Genomic DNA, 19,897 nt, shown 5'->3' with positions numbered 1-19,897 from the left:
ATGGCAGACGCACACGCAAAACCACAACATGACTATCACCTCGTCGACCCGAGCCCGTGGCCTTTTCTGGGCTCCGTCGGGGCGCTGGTGACGGCTTTCGGCGGCGTCTGTTACATGCAATACCTCAAGGGCGGCGATTTCCCGATCTTCGGTTTCAACGTCGCCAATCCATGGCTGTTCTTCATCGGCCTGCTGATCGTCATCTACACGATGTTCGCCTGGTGGTCGGATACGATCAAGGAAGCGCATGAGGGACACCACACCCGTGTCGTATCGCTGCATCTGCGCTACGGCATGATCATGTTCATCGCCTCCGAGGTGATGTTCTTCGTCGCCTGGTTCTGGGCCTTCTTCGACGCCAGCCTGTTTCCGGGCGAGGTCCATCAATACGCCCGTACCGCCTTCACCGGCGGCGTCTGGCCACCCAAGGGCCTGGAAGTTCTCGACCCCTTCCATCTGCCGCTTTACAACACCGTCATCCTGCTTCTGTCGGGCACCACCGTAACCTGGGCGCACCACTCGCTCATCCACGGCGACCGCAAGGGGCTGATCAACGGCTTGGTGCTGACCGTCGGCCTCGGTATGCTGTTCACCATGGTGCAGGCCTACGAGTACATGCACGCGCCGTTCGGCTTCAGGGATTCAATCTACGGCGCCACCTTCTTCATGGCGACCGGCTTCCATGGTTTCCACGTCATCATCGGCACGATCTTCCTGCTGGTCTGCCTGATCCGCGCCATGAAGGGCGACTTCACGCCCAAGCAGCATTTCGGCTTCGAGGCCGCAGCCTGGTACTGGCACTTCGTCGACGTGGTGTGGCTGTTCCTGTTTGCCTCAATCTACGTCTGGGCATCGAACGGCGCGATGATCGAACCGCACTGAGACCGAGCTGAGGAAATCGACAAGGCGGCTGCGGCGACGTGGCCGCCTTATCTTTTGCGGCAAATGCTCCTAGGATGACTTCATGAGCGACGACAAGGCGATCTGGCCACCAATCGATCCGATCTCGGCCGGCCTGCATGGCCGCTGCCCCCGCTGTGGCGAGGGCAAGCTGTTCTCCGGGTTCCTCACGGTCGGCAATCGCTGCACCAATTGCGGGCTCGATTATTCCTTCGCCGATGCCGGCGATGGGCCGGCGGTGTTCGTTATCCTGATCATCGGCTTCATCGTCGTCGGCCTGGCGCTGTGGATGGAGGTGACGCTTAATCCGCCGCTCTGGCTGCATCTGCTGCTGTGGGTTCCGCTGACGCTGGTGCTTTGCCTGGCGGCGCTCCGGCTGATCAAGGGCGTGCTGCTGACGCTGCAATTCCGCAACAAGGCGGCCGAAGGCCGGCTGGACCGCGGCGAATGAGCGAGGCATCAGGTTTGGTGGCCGGCCGGTCGCGGCCGAAGCGCGCATTGGCGCTCGGCCTGGGTATCGTCGTGTTTTTGATACTGCTGGCGCTCGGCACCTGGCAGGTTCAGCGCCTGCACTGGAAAGAGGGCCTTCTCCAGACGATAGACGAGCGCACGCATTCGGCGCCTGTGCCATTGGCCGAGGTCGAAAAGCGGTTTGCTGCCACCGGCGACGTGGACTACACGCCGGTCACGGTGACCGGCACTTTCATGCATCAAGGCGAGCGGCATTTCCTCGCCACCTGGGAAGGCCAGTCCGGTTTCGATGTCTTCACGCCGCTGCAGCTCGACGATGGCCGTTTCGTACTGATCAACCGCGGCTTCGTCCCTTACGACTTCAAGGACCCAGCCAAGCGGCCGCAGGGGCAGGTAACGGGCGAAGTGACGCTGACGGGGCTCGCTCGCAACCCGCTGCCGGCCAAGCCCTCGATGATGCTTCCCGACAATGATCCGCAGAAGAACATCTTCTATTGGAAAGATCGTGACGCGATGGCCTCGAGCGCCGGCCTGCCGGCAGGTGCGGCGCTGGTGCCGATCTTCATCGATGCGAACGCCGCGGCCAACCCCGGCGGGCTGCCGGTTGGCGGTGTCACCGTCATCGACCTGCCGAACAGCCATCTGCAATATGCGATGACCTGGTACGGCCTTGCCGCCGCCCTTGCCACCGTCCTGATCTCATGGCTCCGCCACCCGGCGAAAGACCAATGATCGCCGCCACTACCCTTGACAGGGCAGGGCCGCACACCTCATTTCGCGCCTTGAGCTCAGAAGTCATAGTCCGATCAACCGGCCTACAATCAGCGTAAGATGCAATCATGCTTCAGACAAAGCCACCGCTGACCATCCGGCTCTGCCAGCCGCGCGGTTTCTGTGCGGGCGTTGACCGTGCCATCCAGATCGTCGTGCTGGCGCTGAAGAAATACGGCGCGCCGGTTTATGTCCGCCACGAGATCGTGCACAACCGCTACGTCGTCGAAGGGCTGCAAAGCCTCGGCGCGGTGTTCATCGAGGAGCTCTCCGAGATCCCGCCCGAGCATCGCCAGAGCCCGGTCGTCTTTTCGGCGCATGGCGTGCCGAAATCGGTGCCGGCCGACGCCCAGTCCCGCAACCTATTCTATCTCGATGCGACTTGCCCGCTGGTCTCGAAAGTCCACAAGCAGGCAATGCGCCATCAGCGGCTTGGCCGCCACGTGCTTTTGATCGGCCATGCCGGGCATCCGGAGGTGATCGGCACAATGGGCCAATTGCGGGATGGCGCGGTCACTCTGATCGAGACCGAAGCCGACGCCGCAAGCTTCGTGCCTGCAGACCCGCAGGCGCTCGGCTTCGTGACCCAGACGACGCTGTCGGTCGAGGACACCGCCGGTATCATCCGCGCCCTGCAGCAACGTTTTCCCGAGCTGCACGCGCCGGCGGCGGAATCGATCTGTTATGCCACTACCAATCGCCAGGAAGCAGTCAAGGAAACAGCGGCCGGCGCCGATCTCTTCCTGGTTGTCGGCGCACCTAACTCCTCCAACTCGCGACGCCTGGTCGAAGTGGCCGAGCGCGCCGGCGCTTCGATGTCGCTTCTCGTGCAGCGCGCCTCCGAAATTCCGTGGAATGACATTGCCGGCATCTCGACGCTCGGCCTGTCGGCAGGCGCCTCGGCGCCGGAGATCATCGTCGACGAGATCGTCGATTCTTTCAGGCAGCGCTTCGACGTGACCATCGAGCTGGCTGTGACAGCGACGGAGACGGAGGATTTTCCGGTGATGCGGGTGTTGCGCGATGTCGAACTGACGGCGGCCGACATGGCCTTCGTCAACGGGGCCGCGTAGCAACGATGGCGGTCTACACCGACGTCAATGAGGGCGAGCTCGGCGCATTCCTCGGGAACTATCCGGTCGGCGATCTCTTGTCCTACAAGGGCATCGCCGAAGGCACCGAAAACTCGAATTTTCTGCTGCACACCAGCAGCGGCTCCTACATCCTGACGCTTTACGAGAAGCGCGTCGACAAGGCTGACCTGCCGTTCTTTCTCGGCCTCATGGCCCACCTCGCCAGAAAGGGCATTTCGTGCCCGCTCCCGGTCACCGCACATGATGGCGGTGTGATCGGAACACTTGCCGGCCGGCCGGCGGTCATCATCACCTTTCTCGAAGGCCTGTCGCTGCGGCGGCCGACGGCAGCGCATTGCGGCGAAGTCGGCAAGGCACTGGCGGCACTGCATCTCGCCGGCGCGGATTTTCCGATGACCCGCCCAAATGCCCTTGCCATCGATGGCTGGCGCAAGCTGTGGAACGCCGCCCGCGCCCGCGCCGACGAGGTCGAGCCGGGACTGGCGGCCGAGGTCGATGCCGATTTCGCCGATTTCGAGCGGAACTGGCCGAACGGTCTGCCGCAAGGCATTATCCATGCCGATCTTTTCCCGGACAACGTGTTCTTCCTCCGCGAGAAACTGTCCGGACTGATCGACTTCTATTTCGCCTGCAACGACCTCTATGCCTACGACGTTGCCACATGCCTCAACGCTTGGTGCTTCGAGAAGGATTTTTCCTTCAACCTGACCAAGGGCACGGCGCTGCTTGCCGGCTACCAAAGCGTGCGGCCGTTGAGCAGTGACGAGAAAGCTGCGCTGCCGATGCTGGCGCGCGGCTCGGCACTGCGCTTCATGTTGACCCGGCTCTACGACTGGCTGACGGTCCCGGACGGCGGACTGGTGATGAAACGCGACCCGACCGAGTATATCCGCCGGATGCGTTTCCACCGGGCGATCCACTCTCCTTCCGAATATGGACTAACATGACTAAGCGCGTTGAAATCTTCACCGATGGTGCCTGTTCGGGCAATCCCGGGCCTGGTGGCTGGGGAGCAATCCTGCGCTTCAACGGCGCTATCAAGGAGCTCCATGGTGGCGAGGCTATGACCACCAATAACCGCATGGAGCTGTTGGCGGCCATCTCGGCGCTCAATGCGCTCAAGGAACCTTGCGTCGTCGACCTTTATACCGACAGCAACTACGTCAAGGACGGCATTTTCGGCTGGATCGATGGCTGGAAGCGCAACGGCTGGAAGACCGCCGCCCGGCAGCCGGTGAAGAATGCCGAGCTGTGGCAGCAGCTCGACGCGGCACGCAACCGCCATCAGGTCACCTGGCATTGGGTCAAGGGCCATGCCGGCCATCCCGAGAACGAGCGCGCCGACGAATTGGCGCGGCTCGGCATGGCGCCATTCAAGACGAAGTCTGCGAAACCCGTGCTCGCGTCTGTGCCGCCGAAGGAAGGCACCCAGTCCAAGCAATCGGCGGCCAAGAAGGTTCGGCGCTCGACCCAGAGTTATTGATCCGGTTGAACTGGCGCGTCAGCGGATCAGAAGGGCGGTGCCGAACAGCCCGATTGCAAACACCGTATGCGACACAAGATTGAGGGCGCGGACCTGCATCGGATTAGGGCGCTTCGAAGCAGCCCAGCCGGCGCCCATGCCGGGCGCCAGCAAAAACCACCCGGCGCCGACGGTGACGATGCCGAGCATAAAGGCCGGCAGGAAGGTCGGCGCAGTGAGCCAGGCCGTTCCGGCCAGCACGACCAGTATGATGCCGTAGACGATGCCGACAGCATAATGAAAGGCCCAGCCAAGCGCTGATTCATGCGCGTAGGGCGAGGCCTCGCCTATGTCGTCATGGAAGATCTTGCCTTCCCTGAGATGCCAGACCCAGCGGCCGACCAGCCCCCAGTTCGGTCGCGGCTGAGCAAACGCCTTGTTCAGGAAAATCGCCCAGACGTCCATAAGCGCGGTTGCGCCGATACCGATCGCGACGCTGCGCCATACGATGTCAGACATCATCGAGGTCCCCAAAAGCAAGCAATCCCGAAGAGCCGACGCATGGCCCCGAAAACCGGGTCGGCTTTCGGAAAGATCATGCGCCGATGCAAAAGTCAGCGTCCTTTGGACGCTGAGCGCTCGAAGGCGCCCGTTGCCGTCCCTGGCCTATGCTGTCGCCAGGACGGAAAGCTGTCCGAGAATGTGAGCCGCACCGGATTCGTCGACGCCGGGCTTTGTCTCGACATTGAGCGCGGTGACCTTGCCGTCATCGACGATCATCGAAAAACGCTTCGAGCGCAGCCCCATGCCGCCGCTGGAGAGGTCGGCGTCGAGGCCGACCGATTTGGCGAAATCGCCATTGCCATCGGCAAGATAAAGGATTTTGCCTTCACCGCCGCTGAAGCGGGCCCAAGCTCCCATGACGTGAACATCGTTGACCGAGACGACGGCGATAGTGTCGACGCCGCGCGCCAGGATGGCGTCGTAATTGTCCAGGTAGCCGGGCAGATGATTGTTGCTGCAGGTCGGCGTGAAGGCGCCCGGAACGCCAAACAGCACGACCTTCTTTCCCGAGAATATCTCGCCCGTCGTGATCGGCTTTGCACCGTCGGCGGTCATTGTCTTGAAGGTCGCATCGGGCAGTTTGTCGCCAACGGAGATCGTCATGATGGTCCTCGTTTGGAAATGGAAGGGAGTGTCCTTGGGATAGCGAACTAAGGCGCGCCCGGCAACCGTCCAGACGCCGGCATCACGGAAAAGGCAGCAGGCCTTCGACTGCGCCAGCGGCACTTGTCAGCGTGTAGTGCAGGCCGCCATCGGTTGGCGTTGTCGACGGCCTGTCGAGGATCGGCACAGTAAAGATCAGCTTGCCATCCTTTTCGCTGCGTGCCGGGGCACCGAACATATAGTCGCGTTCGCCGGCAACGAAGAAGTCGGCGCCCTCGCGGCTGCCCGGAAAGCTCGCTTCGACAATCAGCGTTTCGTGGTCGCCCGGCAGTATGTTTATGCCGAAATCGGGCGTTGCCGTGGCGGGCAGGGTGGCAAGGCCTGCCTTGACCAGCGCCGCGTCCTCGGCGTTGTCCGGATCGGCGCCGGGATCGACGGTCAGCCTTGTCTGCACCGGGATGCAGATGGTTTCGCAAATGCCGAGGAAGATATCCGCGTCGATGACGGCCGGCTGGCCTGGCGCGCCAAGCGTGAACGTCACCGGCAACGAAACCGGATGGTCGTAGCCGGCCCATTTGCCATAGCCGTCGTCATGGCGCTGCGGCGGCGGAAACGAAAGCGTCGCGTCGGCAATGTTGGTGCTGGCCGAGACGTCGATCTGTGGCGGCACGCCCGCATCGCCCGGATCGCGCCAATAGGTTTTCCAGCCGGGCTTCAGCGCAATGTCGAGGACGCCCTGAAGACGCCCGGCCTCGTCGGCTTTGCCGCTTGTTACCAGCCGCACCCTGCCGCCGCCGCTGTTGTACCAGGCCGACGAGGAGGCTGAGGCGGGAAAGCCGGTCGCCGATCCAATGGCCGCACTAAGCAGCAGGATTTTCAAGCTTTGCATGACGGTGATTTGATCGTCCGTTGATGGCCGCACAATGATTTCATGACGCGGCCGGCATCATATTTGCGTGACCTTCGATTTACGAGCCTGATCAAATCGGGCGCCGCCCACCTTTTCGACGCCTCGGAAACGCGTTACGCTGTGGCCATGGATTTGTTGCGCCATAAAAGGACGGCCGCAGGACCCGGCTTTCTCGACGACCAGTTCCTGATTGCCATGCCCGGCATGAAGGACGACCGCTTCACGCGCTCCGTTATCTACATTTGCGCGCACAGCGATGAAGGCGCGATGGGGTTGATCATCAACCAGACACAGCAGATGCTGTTTCCGGACCTGCTCGTACAACTCGGCATCATGAATGAGATGGAGGCGATCCGCCTGCCTGCGCCGGCGCGCGACTTCGTCGTGCGCAATGGCGGACCGGTGGATCGCAGCCGCGGCTTCGTCCTGCATTCGGGCGACTACCGGGTGGAATCCTCGCTCGCCGTGTCCGAAGACGTCTGTCTGACTGCGACCGTCGATATTTTGCGCGCCATCTCCTCCGGCCGTGGACCGCGGCGGGCGCTGATGGCGCTCGGCTATGCGGGCTGGGGTGCGGGCCAGCTTGAAACCGAGATCGCCGAGAATGGCTGGCTGACCTGCCCGGCAAGCGCCGAGCTTCTGTTCGACGCCGACATCGACCGCAAATACGACCGGATCCTTGCCTCGATCGGCATCGATCTCGCGCATCTCAGCCTGGCTGCGGGTCACGCCTGAGCCTCACGTCGCGAAACTTGTCACGCTTGAGTGAGCGGATACTGTTCCTTCAGTGTCTTCAGCACCTGATCGCCGGGCATAGGCGCGCCGAACATGAAGCTCTGCACGTATTCGCAGCCCATCTGCCGCAACTCCAGTGCATCGCTCTCGTCCGAAATGCCTTCGGCGACAACCGACAGGCCGAGCTCATGCGCCATGTTGACCATGGATTTGAGCAGCACCGCGCGTTTCGGCGTCGCGTCGTCGACGAAGCTCTTGTCGATCTTGATGGTGTCGAACGGGAAGCGCGTCAGATAGGCCAGCGATGAATAGCCGGTGCCGAAATCATCCAGCGACAGGCCGATGCCAAGCTGCTTCAGCTTGGTCAGCACATGGGCGGTCTGCTCGGGATTGTCCATCACCAGCGATTCGGTGAGTTCGAGCCGGAAGCAACGCGGTTTCAGATTGGCCCGCGCGATCACCGAGCGGACGTCGCTGACCAGGTCGCGGCGGATGAGCTGACGGCTGGAAAGATTGACCGAGACCGACAGCGGCGCATCGCCGATCTGCTTTTGCCATCCCGCGAGGTCTTCGGCAGCCTGTTGCATGGCGAACAGCCCAAGCTGCACGATCAAGCCGCAGTTTTCGGCAACCGGAATGAAATCCGCCGGCGGGATCATGCCGCGCCGCGGATGGTCCCAGCGCAGCAACGCTTCGAAGCCGGCAACGCTGCCGTCCTCCAGCCGTACAATCGGCTGGTAGGCAAGCGTGAATTCGCGCCGCTCGATGGCGCGGCGCAGGTCGGACTCGAACTGCAGCCGGTCGGTGCCGACCGTGCGGAAGGCCGGCCGGAACGGCTCGATCCTGTCGCCGCCGAAGCGCTTGGCCTGATGCATGGCAAGCTCGGCATCCTTGACCATGTCCTCGGCCGAAATCTGCGTTGACGTCCAGGTGATCAGCCCGATCGAGGCGGTCAGCACGATCTCGCGCTTGGCGAAGGTGATCGGGTTGTTGATGGCGTGCTTGATGGCATCGGCAATGGCCGCAATGCGAGCCGGATCCTGCTCAGACAAAAGCATCAGCGCGAACTGGTCGCCGGCAAAGCGCGACAGCGAATCCTTCGGCTTCAGCAGCCGGTGCAGCCGCCGCGCGATGGTCAAAAGGATGGTGTCGCCGGCCGAGATGCCAAGCCCGTCATTGACCTGCTTGAAGCGGTCGATATCGATGACGAAGACGGTCGGGCGCACCTTCTCTTCGGTGCGGGCGATCGAGATGATCGCCTCCAGCCGGTTCATGAACAGCTCACGGTTAGGCAGGCCGGTCAGATTGTCGTGCACGGCGTCGTGCAGCAGCCTCTCCTCGGACTTCTTCTGCTCGGTCACGTCGACCATGGTGCCGACGCAGCGGATGACCTCGCCGTCCGATCCGATCACCGGCCGGGCGCGCAACGAAAACCAGTGATAGTGCCCGTCGGCACCACGCAGGCGGAAGTCCTGCGACACCCGGCCGCGCCGGTGCTCGAGCACCACGTCGAGCGTCGTACGAAACGTGTCGCGGTCGTCGGCATGCAGCACCGGCAGCCAGTTGCGGGCGGGACCGCCGAGGCTGTTGGGCGCAAGACCGAGCTGGATGCTGACGTCGGGACGAGTGACGACGCGGTCGCGCAGCACGTCCCAGTCCCACACGGTATCGCCCGATCCGGCAACGGCCAGCGCCTGCCGCTCGAGATCGGAGAACAGGCCCTGATGCAGGGCGCCGCCGGCAAAAGCGTGCTGCATCACGGTGAAGCCGATCAGCAGGATGATGAGGATCAGCCCGCCGCCCAGCGCCGGCTGGGCGATATCGTTGTCCAGCATGCCGGTGATCGCCATCCACGATCCGGATAGCCACAGCAGAACCATCACCCAACTGGGCACCAGCATGATGGCGCGGTCGTAACCGCGGATACCGAGGAAGATGATCAGGCCGAGCCCGGTCAGCGCGGTGGCGGCGAAGGACAGTCTGGCAATGCCGGCGGCAACCGCCGGATCGATGATGGCGACGCCGGCGATAAGCACCAGCCCGAGGATCCAGACCAGCGCGCCGTAGCTGAAATGGCCGTGCCACCGGTTGAGGTTGAGATAGGCAAACAGGAACACCACGAAGGTCGCCGCAAGCGCCACCTCCGTTCCGGCGCGCCACATCTGCTCATTGCCGGGTGAGATTTCTATGATCTTGTTGAGAAAGCCGAAATCGACGCAGATATAGGCAAGCACCGCCCAGGCTAGGGCCGCCGTTGCCGGGAACATCGAGGTCCCCTTGACGACGAAAAGAATGGTCAGGAACAGCGCCAGCAGGCCGGCGATGCCGATGACGATGCCACGAAACAGCGTGTAGGAATTGACCGAGTCCTTGTAGGATTCAGGGTCCCACAGATAGACCTGCGGCAGCTTGGGCGAGGCGAGTTCGGCGATGAAGGTAATCACCGTTCCGGGGTTCAGCGTCACCCGGAACACGTCGGCGTCGGGGCTGGTCTGGCGGTCGAGCGCAAAGCCTTCGCTGGGCGTGATCGCGGCGATACGGGTCGAACCGAGATCCGGCCAGAACAGGCCGGAATTCACCAGTCGGAAATGCGGTGCGACAATCAGCCTGTCGAGTTGCTGGTCGGTGGTGTTGGCGAGCGCGAACACCGCCCAGTCGCCGGTCGAGCGCGCGTCATTGGCCTCGACCTCGATGCGCCGCACGATGCCGTCCGGGCCGGGCGCCGTCGAGACCTGGAAATTCTCGCCTTGGTTGCGGTAGATCGCGACGGCGCCCGAAAGGTCGAGCGCCACGTCGTCGCGGGCAATCTTGATCGGTTCGACGGCAAATGCCGAGGATGCCGCGCAGAGCGTGACGATTGCCGCCAGCATAAAGGCAAGCAGCGACCCGTTGCGCAGAAAATTCGTCAAACTCAGCCCTTTGTTCCAACGCCCGGCGGATCGTCCGCGATTCGGGCGTATAGGTAATGGTCCTGCCAGATGTCGTTGATCCTGAGATAGGATCGTAGCAGTCCTTCGCGCCGGAATCCGGCTTTTTCAAGCACGCGGATCGACCGGGCGTTATCGGGGATACAGGCAGCTTCGATCCGGTGCAACCGCAGCGTTTCGAAGGCGAAACGCGTCACCACCTTGACGGCATCGGTCATCAGGCCGCGTCCGCTGAAGCGCTCGCCGATCCAGTAGCCGATATGGCCGCTTTGGGCGACCCCGTGGCGGATATTGCCGAGGGTGATACCGCCGGCCAGCTTGCCGCTGCTTTTCTCGAAGATGAAAAAGGCGATCGCCGTCCCCTGCGCGTAGTCCTCGCGGTAGCGGCCGATACGATGCCGCCACGCCGTGCGGTCGAGTTCGTCAGGGGTCCATCGCGGCTCCCACGGCTCAAGGAAGGCGCGGCTTTCGCCGCGCAGCACCGACCACTCGCGATAATCGTTGATCAGCGGTACGCGCAGCGTGACAAGATCGCCCTTCAGTGCCGGCAGGTCGCGGCGAAAGAAAGGGAGCGCGAACACGACGCTCGAATAGGCTTAAACGGCAAGCTTACGGGCAGTGGTCTGCGTGCCCGAAAGCGAATCGAGGATCGCTTCATAGGGCGCGAGCGTACCCACCGGCCCGACGGCTGTAAGCGTCGGCTTGGTCGAAAAAAGCCGAGACGACAAATCCGTCAACCGCTCGACGGTCAACGCCGACAGCCGCTCCATCAGCTCTTCCTTGGCGATCGGCCTGCCGAACAGAAGCAACTGCCTGGCGATCTGCGAGGCGCGGCTGGCCGGGCTCTCGGCCGACATGATCAGCCCGGCGCGGTATTGGGCACGCGCCCGGTCGAGCTCCTCCTGCAGGATGCTTTCACCGGCCTTTTGCAGCTCGTCGATAATCACAGGCACCAGCTCGGCAATATCGCTTTGTCCGGTCGCCGCATGGACCCCGAAGATGCCGGTGTCGGAAAAGCCCCAATGGAAAGCATAGACCGAATAGCACAGGCCGCGTTTTTCGCGGATTTCCTGGAAAAGTCGCGACGACATGCCGCCACCCAAGATCATCGACAGGACCTGAGAGGCATAGAAATCGCGGACGTGATAGGCGCGGCCCTCGAAACCCAGCACGATCTGCGCGTCCATCAGGTCGCGGTCTTCGCGAAAATCGCCGCCGACATATTGCGCATATTGGGGGATGGTGCCGTCGGCCTTGCCGCGGAAGCTGCCGAGACGCTTTTCGACCTCGCGCACGAAATCGTCGTGCTTGATATCGCCGGCGGCCACCATCACCATGTTCTCGGCGCCGTACTGTCGTTCGATGAAATCGTGCAGCTGCTTCGAAGTGAAGGATTTGACGGTTTCCGGCGTGCCCAGAATCGAGCGGCCGATAGTCTGGTGGCGAAAGGCGGTCTCGGTAAAGTGATCGAAAACGACATCGTCGGGCGTATCGTGCGCGGCGCCGATCTCCTGCAGTATCACATGCTGCTCCCGGTCCAACTCCTGCGGATCGAATTCGGATTCTTGCAGGATGTCGGAAAGGATATCGACCGCCAGCGGCACGTCGTCGCTCAGAACCCTTGCATAATAGGAGGTCGTCTCGACGCTGGTGGCGGCATTGATCTCGCCGCCAACGTCCTCGATCTCCGAGGCGATCTCGAAGGCGCTTCGCCGCCTAGTGCCCTTGAAAGCCATGTGCTCGAGCAAGTGCGCCATTCCGTGCTCTTCGTCACGCTCGTTGCGTGCGCCCGACTTGACCCAGGCACCAAGAGCAACAGATTCGAGGCTTGGAAGGGTTTCGGTGGCGACTGTCAGGCCGTTCGACAGACGGCTTACCTCAACACCCATATGGCAATTACTCCCTAACGCGCCGCCCGCGTGTGGCGGCCGAGATAATCTTCCACCATTTTCAGGTCGGATGGAAGTACCGTGTATTTTTCCTGGGCGCTCATCAACCCGTCTAGCCATGCAGGCAGGGCAGGCGACACGCCACTGGCGGCTTCGACGGCGGCCGGAAACTTTGCCGGGTGCGCGGTGCCGAGTACCACCATCGGCACATCATCCGCAGCCTTGCCGGCGGCCACATGCACGGCTGCGGCCGTATGCGGGTCGAGCAGATAGCCGCTCGCCGCAAGTGTGGTGCGGATGGTGGCGGCGACCTCATCCATCGTGGCGCGGCCGGCGTCGAATTCGGAGCGGATCCTGGCGATTTCGCCGGCCTCGACGGTGAAGGCGCCGGACTGCTTGAGCCCGTCCATGTAGCGCCGCACGGTCGAGGCATCGCGGCCGGCTGCCTCGAACAGCAAGCGTTCGAAGTTCGAAGACACCTGGATGTCCATCGAGGGCGACGTGGTCGAAAAGACCCCCTTCATGCGGTATTCGCCGGTCGCCAGCGTGCGCGCCAGAATATCGTTGTCGTTGGTGGCGATGATCAGCCGTTCGATCGGCAGCCCCATTTTCTTGGCGGCGTAGCCGGCGAAGATGTCGCCGAAATTGCCGGTCGGCACGGTGAACGAAACCGGCCTGTCGGGCGCGCCGAGCGACAGCGCGGAGGAGAAATAATAGACGATCTGGGCCATGATGCGGGCCCAGTTGATCGAGTTGACGCCGGACAGCGATACCCGGTCGCGAAAACCGTGGTCGTTGAACATGTCCTTCACCAGGCCCTGGCAGTCGTCGAAATTGCCTTCGATCGCCAAGGCATGGACGTTTGCCGCGATCGAGGTCGTCATCTGCCGCTGCTGTACCGGCGAGACGCGGCCGTGCGGGAAAAGCACGAAGATGTCAGTGCGGTTGCGCCGGGCAAAGGCATCGATGGCGGCCCCCCCGGTGTCGCCAGAGGTGGCGCCGACAATGGTGGCGCGCTGGTCGCGCTCGGCCAGCACATGGTCCATCAGTCGCGCAAGAAGCTGCATCGCCACGTCCTTGAACGCGAGCGTCGGGCCATGGAACAGCTCCAGCACGAAGCTGTTCGGCCCGGTCTGCACCAGCGGGCAGACGGCCTCATGGCGGAAGGTCGCATAGGCTTCACGCACCAGCCGTTCGAACGCCGGCGCCGCGATCTCGCCGCCGAGGAACGGCGACAGCACGCGGATGGCAAGATCGGGATAGGCAAGGCCGCGCATGGCGCGGATCTCGGCTGCGGAAAAATGCGGCCAGGCGCTCGGCAGATAGAGGCCGCCGTCGCGCGCCAGCCCGGCCAGCACCGCGTCGGAAAATCCAAGCGCGGGCGCTTCCCCGCGGGTACTCACATATTGCATCGTCACGTTTCCATTGCTGCCGGGAATTTTCGCCCACCGCGAGGTGGTGGATTTCTACGCTGGCTCAGTCGCATTTTTGCCGCGCGGTTGATATACGTCACCGGCTTTGCGAGAGGGAAGTGCAGTTAATGACGTTTCATTCATTCAACGGTCGTTTTGTCGCGGGTCTGGCGCTCACCGGCTTTATGCTTGCCGCCGCAGGCTGCCAATCGAGCGACAATGGAATTCTCGGCTTCGGCAAGAAGGACACGACGCCGCCACCGCCACCCGACCCCAAGGTGCTTTCCAGCCAACTGCAGGCCTATTGTCCGAAAGTGACCCTGCGTGACGGCACCGCCTTCTTCAACACCTACGCCAAAAGCGGTCCGAAGCCGAAGAAAAAAACCGATGTTGCTGCCGAGGATGCCGCCCAGCCGACAGCGGACGCGGCAGGTGTCGATCAGCCGGACGATTCCGCCAAGATCATCTATCAGGCCTCGATCACCGATGTGACCCGCGACTGCAGCCGCGCCAACGGCTCCTTGTCGATGAAAATAGCGGTCGCCGGCAAGGTCGTGCCTGGCCCGATGTTCACGCCCGGCACGATCACCATGCCGATCCGCATCGCGGTGATGCACGGCACCGAAGTTCTCTATTCGCAGCTTCACTCCTATCAGGTCCAGGTTACCGATCCTTCGAGTGCCACACAGTTCGTCTTCACCGATTCCAACGTCGTCGTTCCGGAGCCGACGGCGCGGGACTACCAGGCATATGCCGGGTATGACGAGGGCGCTCCGAAAGTAGCGACAGCCAAGCCGAAGAAGAAGAAAGCCGCCGCGACCAACTGAGCCGCTGCATTCGCGCCACGGCGGTTGGAGGCGGTCCCTCAGGCGTCCGCCGACCATTCCGACAGCGCGGCGATCACGCTTTTCAGTTCCGCCCAGCGGCGGATGACCGTTTCCGCGCCGGCCTCGGTCAGCGCATCGGCGTGGCCGGGATAGCTGTGCGCCGCGCCGGTGAAGCCGATGACGCGCATTCCCGCCGTCTTGGCGCCGGTGACGCCATGCAGGGAATCCTCGATGACGAACGTGTTCGCAGGATCGGCCTTGAGCTTATCCGCGGCGAACCGAAACACGTCCGGCGCCGGCTTGGTCTTTCCGGTCGGAGTTTCCAGCGACGAAAAGATACGACCGGCAAAGAACGGCAAAAGCTGCACCTTCTCCAGCATGAATTCGATCCGCTCCGAACGCGAATTCGAACAGACGCAGCGCGGCACTGCTACCGCGGCGACAGCCTCGTGCGACCCGTCGATGGCACGCACGTCGCTGCGCAGCCGGCGATCGACCAGCTGTTCCTCCTTGTCGATCAGGGAGGCCTGGAACGGGATCCGGGACTTTTCCTCGACCCGCATCATGATGTCCTTGAAAGTCAACCCGGCATAGACCTCGGAAATCTCCTCGGCCGATATCTCGTAGCCGGCCGAGGTCAAAAGCTCGGCATCGATACGCGCGGCGATGATTTCGGAATCGACGAGCACGCCGTCGCAATCGAAAATGACAAGATCTGGCTGGGGCATGGTGATCCAGAAAGCGGGATGAAGGGAATGCCGAGAGGCCTTTGGTCCAGACGGCTCAGGCGGCGCGGCATACACCAACAGGCCGGGCTTCGCAAATTCGGCGGCCTGCTTCACCGAATATTTACGCTGATCGGTAACCATAACGGACAGTAAACAGTAACGCGTGCCTTGGGTGTCACAATGTCTGCCGTGCGTCTTCTCGACGAGCTTTCCGATACTCCCCAGCAATCCGAGTGGCTGGATACGATCCTGAAGGGCGACTGCGTCGCCGCGCTCGAACGGCTGCCGGAAAAATCCATCGACGTGATCTTCGCCGATCCGCCCTATAATCTGCAGCTCGACGGCGATCTGCACCGGCCCGACCAATCCAAGGTCGATGCCGTCGACGACCATTGGGACCAGTTCGACAGTTTTGAGGCCTACGACGCCTTCACCCGCGCCTGGCTGCTGGCGGCGCGCCGCGTGTTGAAGCCCAACGGCACGATCTGGGTCATCGGCTCCTACCACAATATTTTCAGGGTCGGCGCCAAGATGCAGGACCTGGGCTTCTGGATCCTCAACGACGTCGTCTGGCGCAAGACCAATCCAATGCCCAATTTCCGTGGCCGCCGTTTCCAGAACGCGCATGAGACGATGATCTGGGCATCGCGCGACCAGAAGGGCAAGGGTTACACATTCAACTACGAGGCGCTGAAGGCGTCGAACGACGACGTCCAGATGCGCTCGGACTGGCTATTTCCGATCTGCACCGGGGGCGAGCGCCTGAAGAACGACAATGGCGACAAATTGCATCCGACGCAAAAGCCGGAAGCGTTGCTCGCCCGCGTCATGACGGCATCGACCAGGCCGGGCGACATCGTGCTCGACCCGTTCTTCGGTTCAGGTACCACCGGGGCTGTGGCCAAGCGGCTTGGCCGCCATTTCGTCGGCATCGAGCGCGAGCAGGCCTATATCGATGCTGCCATGGAACGCATCGGTGCGGTCCGGCCGCTGGAAGGCGCCAATTTGACGGTGCTGACCGGCAAGCGGGCTGAGCCGCGCGTCGCCTTCGTCGCGCTTCTCGACAATGGCTTGGTGGCGCCCGGCGCCACGCTCTACGACGCCAAGAAGCGCTGGGCGGCAAAAGTGCGCGCCGACGGCACGCTGGCGATCGGCGACAGTGCCGGGTCAATCCACAAGATCGGCGCACAAGTGCAGGGGCTGGACGCCTGCAACGGCTGGACCTTCTGGCATTATGAGCGCAGCGGCGGCCTGACCCCGATCGACGAGCTTCGCCGCATTGCTCGGCTGGGCATGGAGCGGGCGGGGGGCTGATGGGTTCCGAGTTGCGACAGATCGGTTAGTGCGAAAGCTCAACCAACCTCTGGAAGCGATTCAAATTACACTTTGATCCCAAGACGCTCAAGGTCCGCCCTGAGCGTCTTTGCATCGGAAAACGGCACCGACTGCCAGCCGGCCGCCCTGGCGCCCTCGACGTTCTTCTGGCTGTCGTCGATGAACAGCGTGGCTGACGGTTCGAGGCCGAACGCGGCGATGTGGTGATCATATATGGCGCGGTCCGGCTTGATCTGGCGGATGTCGCCGGAAACTGTGACGCCGCGCGGCCGGTTGAGGAAATGGAAGCGCTCACGGGCCTCGGCGAGCGTATCCGCGGCGAAATTGGTGAGCATAGTCACGTCGTGGCCGCTGTCGATCAGGCCGATCATGATGGCGACGCTGTCCTCATAGGCGTGAGGCACCATCTCGTGCCAGTACCGGCGGAAATTGCGGATGTTTTCGGCGTGCTCGGGATATTGCGCGATCGCCAGCGTCTCAGCCTCTTCCCAGCTGCGGCCGCGATCCTGCTCGATATTCCAGTCATGCGTGCAGACATTGTCGAAGAACCATTTCCGTTCGTCGGGATCGGGGATCAAGCGGCTGAAGGGCAGGTTCGGGTCATAGTGGATCAGCACTTTGCCGATGTCGAAAACGATATGGCGGATTTCAGTCATTCTTCTCTCTTTCAACGCGGCCGCTGCTTTTTCGTCGCGCCCGGTATCGCCGCTTCGATTACCTTTTTCATGACGCTCGGCAGCGCTTCCCCGGAAATTTCATAGGCCAGCGACCAGAAATGCCCGGCCGGGGCGGCGCTGTCGGTCTCCGCCTTGAACACGTCGAGTTCAAGCGCAAAATGGGTAAAGACATGGCCGATGCATCCAGCCTGCCGCCAGTTGCCGGGGAACGGGGCTGCCGCTTCCGTGGTGGCGCCGTCGATGCGCGCCGTCCAGCCGGTCGTCGGCACCTCAGTCATGCCGCCGAGCAGACCCTTTTCGACGCGCTTGCGCAAAAGCACGGCGCCGTCGCCCCTGACGGCAACGAAGGCGGCGCCGCGGCGTAAGGGTCTTTCGGCCTTGGGCAGGCGGACCGGAAAGCATTCGGGGTCGCCCGAGATTGTGGCGCTGCAATCCTCGCGAACAGGGCAGAGCATGCAGCGGGGTCGGCGCGGCGTGCAGATCGTAGCGCCCAGGTCCATCATTGCCTGCGCGAAGTCGCCGGGCCTTGCCCGGGGAACCATGCGTTCGACCTGGCTGCGTATCTCGCCCTTGGCTTCGCCCAGCGGCGTGGCTATCGAAAACAGCCGTGAGACGACGCGTTCGACATTGCCGTCGACGACCGCAGCTGGTTGGTCGAAGGCGATCGCTGCGATAGCCGCCGCCGTATATGCGCCGATGCCGGGCAGTTCCTTCAAGCCGGACTCGCTGTCCGGGAAGCGGCCGCTTTGCCGCGCGACGAGATCGGCACAAGCTTTGAGGTTACGGGCGCGAGAGTAATAGCCGAGCCCGGCCCAGGCCTTCATGACGTCTTCGGTCGGTGCCGCCGCCAGTGCCTGGACCGTTGGCCATTTCTGCACGAAAGCCCGGAAATAGGATTTTACCGCCTCGACCGTGGTTTGCTGGAGCATCACCTCGGAAAGCCAGACCAGATAGGGATCGGGCCGCGCCCCGCCCGCCAGCACCCGCGGCGGAACGCGCCAGGGCAGGTCGCGGTGATGCGCGTCATACCAGCCAAGCAGCCGGGATGCGATCTCGCCATTGTCTCCGGATACGGCCTTGCGGGTCTGGTCGTGCAGTGCCATTGATCGAGGGTCGGCCCTAATGGTGCTGAAGCTGGTGACTGGAGAACGCACATGGCAGGGAAAAGGCCCTTCGGCAATCCCGTTCCGGTGAGCGATCTCGCAACCGAGATCCTCGACCCGGTGCTGCGCAAGCGGGCCGGCATGTCGATCGGGCTGGTCCAGTCATGGGCAGAGATTGCCGGGCCGCGGCTTGCCGGCCGCTCGCGCCCGGAAAAGATCCAGTGGCCGCGCCGCATGCACGAGGACGATCCGTTCGAACCGGCGGTGCTGGTGATTGCCTGCGAGGGTGTGGCGGCACTGCATCTGCAGCACGAGACCGGCGAGATCATCAACCGGGTCAATGGCTTCCTCGGTTTCAATGCGATTGGCCGGATCAGGATCGTGCAGAAGCCGGTAATGGCGGGCAAGGACAAGCCGAAACCCGGTTTGCGGCCGCTGACCGTGGCCGAGAAGGCGAAGCTGTCGGGCACCGTCGGTTTGATCGAGGACGGCGGGCTGCGCGCCTCGCTGGAGCGGCTTGGCGCCACCATTCTCGGGCAAAAGAAGCCGTGATCTCGCGCTATCGTGATGATATGCCCGGATTTGGCGATTGGAATAGGGGCGGCAATGCCTTAATTCGCGCCAACTCTCGCTTTTTGTAGCCTTTGCATTGCAAAATCCAACTATTGCCAGGTGATTCGTATGATCCGTTCCTTGTCCCGCAGAAACCTTTTGACTTCGCTGGCCGCAATACCGGCGGCGGCACTGCTTGCCGCCTGCAGCGACTCGGGCGAGAAAGCCGAGGCGCAGGATGTGAAGCCTGCGGCTCCCGCCGATCCTGCGAAGCCGGCCGCTCCGGCCGCCGCCAAGGCGCCGGAAGCTCAGGGTACAGTCGACATGGCAGCCTTGTTGAAGCCCGGCGCGCTGCCCGACATGCAGCTTGGCAAGGACGACGCAAAGGTCACCATCGTCGAATATGCTTCGATGACCTGCCCGCACTGCGCGCATTTCGCCGAAACCACCTTCCCGGAGCTGAAGACAAAATATATCGATACCGGCAAGGCCCGCTATATCCTGCGCGAGTTTCCGTTCGATCCCAGCGCCGAGGCCGGTTTCATGCTGGCGCGCTGCTCCAAGGACAATTATTTCCCGATGGTCGACGTGCTGTTCAGGCAGCAGGCGAACTGGGTTGGTGTGAATAATACCAAGGACGCACTGCTGCAAATCGCCAAGCTTGCCGGTTTTACACAGGAGTCCTTCGAGGCCTGCTTGACGGACCAGAAACTTCTGGACGATGTGAGATCCGTCCAGAAGCGCGGCGCCGACGAATTCAAGGTCGATTCCACACCGACCTTTTTCATCAACGGAAAGACCTACAAAGGGGCGATGTCGATTGCGGAAATGTCGGCCATCATCGACCCTCTGCTCTGACCTTTCGGCAGCGCCGAAGCGGCGTCGCTTCGGCGTACGCACTTCTTTGTCTTGCCGCGGGTTCGTCTTGCAAAACCCC

The 19,897-nt window shown here is 62.6% G+C and carries 21 protein-coding genes; 11 read left to right on the top strand and 10 right to left on the bottom strand.

Annotated features, from left to right (window positions below):
- The 6 genes from AC0L2P_RS16450 to rnhA all read left to right on the top strand — a co-directional run bounded on the left by AC0L2P_RS16450 (position 1) and on the right by rnhA (position 4,719).
- Positions 1 to 882: a cytochrome c oxidase subunit 3 gene (locus tag AC0L2P_RS16450; RefSeq protein ID WP_023674137.1), complete on the top strand. Its 882-nt coding sequence runs from the start codon at positions 1 to 3 to the stop codon at positions 880 to 882.
- Positions 883 to 964: 82 nt separating this feature from the next.
- Positions 965 to 1,351 carry a DUF983 domain-containing protein gene (locus tag AC0L2P_RS16445; RefSeq protein WP_473502370.1) on the top strand — a complete coding sequence of 129 codons (387 nt, stop codon included), beginning with the start codon at positions 965 to 967 and terminating at the stop codon, positions 1,349 to 1,351.
- Positions 1,348 to 2,103 (top strand): SURF1 family protein, encoded by a 756-nt coding sequence (locus AC0L2P_RS16440; protein WP_473502369.1) that lies wholly within the window; start codon positions 1,348 to 1,350, stop codon positions 2,101 to 2,103. The genes AC0L2P_RS16445 and AC0L2P_RS16440 overlap by 4 nt, the downstream gene beginning before the upstream one ends.
- A 107-nt stretch (positions 2,104 to 2,210) precedes the next feature.
- Positions 2,211 to 3,215, top strand: coding sequence for a 4-hydroxy-3-methylbut-2-enyl diphosphate reductase (gene ispH, locus AC0L2P_RS16435; RefSeq protein ID WP_473502368.1), 1,005 nt, complete (start codon positions 2,211 to 2,213; stop codon positions 3,213 to 3,215).
- 5 nt (positions 3,216 to 3,220) lie between these two features.
- A complete protein-coding gene (locus AC0L2P_RS16430; RefSeq protein ID WP_473502367.1) occupies positions 3,221 to 4,183 on the top strand; it encodes a homoserine kinase in 963 nt (320 codons plus the stop codon).
- The gene (gene rnhA / locus AC0L2P_RS16425; protein ID WP_473502366.1) at positions 4,180 to 4,719 is read left to right on the top strand and encodes a ribonuclease HI; all 540 of its coding nucleotides are present in this window, start codon (positions 4,180 to 4,182) and stop codon (positions 4,717 to 4,719) included. The genes AC0L2P_RS16430 and rnhA overlap by 4 nt, the downstream gene beginning before the upstream one ends.
- 18 nt (positions 4,720 to 4,737) lie before the next feature.
- On the opposite strand, the gene AC0L2P_RS16420 is transcribed toward rnhA, so the two are convergent.
- The 3 genes from AC0L2P_RS16420 to AC0L2P_RS16410 form a co-directional block, all read right to left on the bottom strand.
- Positions 4,738 to 5,217, bottom strand: a complete 480-nt coding sequence (locus AC0L2P_RS16420; protein WP_473502365.1) for a DUF2938 domain-containing protein — start codon at positions 5,215 to 5,217, stop codon at positions 4,738 to 4,740.
- A gap of 147 nt (positions 5,218 to 5,364) precedes the next feature.
- Positions 5,365 to 5,865, bottom strand: coding sequence for a peroxiredoxin (locus AC0L2P_RS16415; protein ID WP_352612420.1), 501 nt, complete (start codon positions 5,863 to 5,865; stop codon positions 5,365 to 5,367).
- Positions 5,866 to 5,947: 82 nt separating this feature from the next.
- Positions 5,948 to 6,754 carry a protein-disulfide reductase DsbD domain-containing protein gene (locus AC0L2P_RS16410; protein ID WP_473502364.1) on the bottom strand — a complete coding sequence of 269 codons (807 nt, stop codon included), beginning with the start codon at positions 6,752 to 6,754 and terminating at the stop codon, positions 5,948 to 5,950.
- A gap of 147 nt (positions 6,755 to 6,901) precedes the next feature.
- Between AC0L2P_RS16410 and AC0L2P_RS16405 the strand changes: the two genes are divergently transcribed.
- A complete protein-coding gene (locus AC0L2P_RS16405) occupies positions 6,902 to 7,510 on the top strand; it encodes a YqgE/AlgH family protein (protein ID WP_473502397.1) in 609 nt (202 codons plus the stop codon).
- A gap of 20 nt (positions 7,511 to 7,530) precedes the next feature.
- On the opposite strand, the gene AC0L2P_RS16400 is transcribed toward AC0L2P_RS16405, so the two are convergent.
- The 4 genes from AC0L2P_RS16400 to thrC are packed head-to-tail and all read right to left on the bottom strand — an operon-like array spanning position 7,531 to position 13,738.
- The gene (locus AC0L2P_RS16400; RefSeq protein ID WP_473502363.1) at positions 7,531 to 10,419 is read right to left on the bottom strand and encodes an EAL domain-containing protein; all 2,889 of its coding nucleotides are present in this window, start codon (positions 10,417 to 10,419) and stop codon (positions 7,531 to 7,533) included.
- 2 nt (positions 10,420 to 10,421) lie between these two features.
- Positions 10,422 to 11,018 carry a GNAT family N-acetyltransferase gene (locus AC0L2P_RS16395; protein ID WP_473502362.1) on the bottom strand — a complete coding sequence of 199 codons (597 nt, stop codon included), beginning with the start codon at positions 11,016 to 11,018 and terminating at the stop codon, positions 10,422 to 10,424.
- A gap of 15 nt (positions 11,019 to 11,033) precedes the next feature.
- A complete protein-coding gene (locus AC0L2P_RS16390; protein ID WP_473502361.1) occupies positions 11,034 to 12,326 on the bottom strand; it encodes a M16 family metallopeptidase in 1,293 nt (430 codons plus the stop codon).
- Positions 12,327 to 12,340: 14 nt separating this feature from the next.
- Entirely contained in the window at positions 12,341 to 13,738 is a 1,398-nt protein-coding gene (gene thrC, locus AC0L2P_RS16385) for a threonine synthase (RefSeq protein WP_473502360.1), read from the bottom strand.
- A 128-nt stretch (positions 13,739 to 13,866) separates the two neighbouring features.
- Between thrC and AC0L2P_RS16380 the strand changes: the two genes are divergently transcribed.
- Positions 13,867 to 14,565 carry a hypothetical protein gene (locus AC0L2P_RS16380; RefSeq protein ID WP_473502359.1) on the top strand — a complete coding sequence of 233 codons (699 nt, stop codon included), beginning with the start codon at positions 13,867 to 13,869 and terminating at the stop codon, positions 14,563 to 14,565.
- A 38-nt stretch (positions 14,566 to 14,603) separates the two neighbouring features.
- Here the strand turns inward: AC0L2P_RS16380 and AC0L2P_RS16375 are convergent, their stop codons facing one another.
- Positions 14,604 to 15,293 carry an HAD family hydrolase gene (locus AC0L2P_RS16375; RefSeq protein ID WP_473502358.1) on the bottom strand — a complete coding sequence of 230 codons (690 nt, stop codon included), beginning with the start codon at positions 15,291 to 15,293 and terminating at the stop codon, positions 14,604 to 14,606.
- Between the two features lie 180 nt (positions 15,294 to 15,473).
- Between AC0L2P_RS16375 and AC0L2P_RS16370 the strand changes: the two genes are divergently transcribed.
- Entirely contained in the window at positions 15,474 to 16,607 is a 1,134-nt protein-coding gene (locus AC0L2P_RS16370) for a DNA methyltransferase (protein WP_473502357.1), read from the top strand.
- A 65-nt stretch (positions 16,608 to 16,672) separates the two neighbouring features.
- On the opposite strand, the gene AC0L2P_RS16365 is transcribed toward AC0L2P_RS16370, so the two are convergent.
- On the bottom strand, positions 16,673 to 17,284 hold the full coding sequence (locus AC0L2P_RS16365; protein WP_473502356.1) for an HAD family hydrolase: 612 nt from the start codon (positions 17,282 to 17,284) through the stop codon (positions 16,673 to 16,675).
- Positions 17,285 to 17,295: 11 nt separating this feature from the next.
- Complete coding sequence (gene mutY / locus AC0L2P_RS16360) at positions 17,296 to 18,408, bottom strand: A/G-specific adenine glycosylase (RefSeq protein WP_473502355.1); 1,113 nt, start codon at positions 18,406 to 18,408, stop codon at positions 17,296 to 17,298.
- Between the two features lie 51 nt (positions 18,409 to 18,459).
- Between mutY and AC0L2P_RS16355 the strand changes: the two genes are divergently transcribed.
- Together AC0L2P_RS16355 and AC0L2P_RS16350 are read left to right on the top strand one after the other, a co-directional pair.
- Positions 18,460 to 18,960 (top strand): DUF721 domain-containing protein, encoded by a 501-nt coding sequence (locus AC0L2P_RS16355; RefSeq protein ID WP_473502354.1) that lies wholly within the window; start codon positions 18,460 to 18,462, stop codon positions 18,958 to 18,960.
- Positions 18,961 to 19,089: 129 nt separating this feature from the next.
- Entirely contained in the window at positions 19,090 to 19,818 is a 729-nt protein-coding gene (locus AC0L2P_RS16350) for a DsbA family protein (RefSeq protein ID WP_473502353.1), read from the top strand.
- Positions 19,819 to 19,897 lie beyond the last annotated feature (79 nt).

Source organism: Mesorhizobium sp. WSM4836 (genome assembly GCF_055811815.1).
Note: the sequence above shows the minus strand (reverse complement) of the source record. Positions and strands in the feature narration are given on the sequence as shown.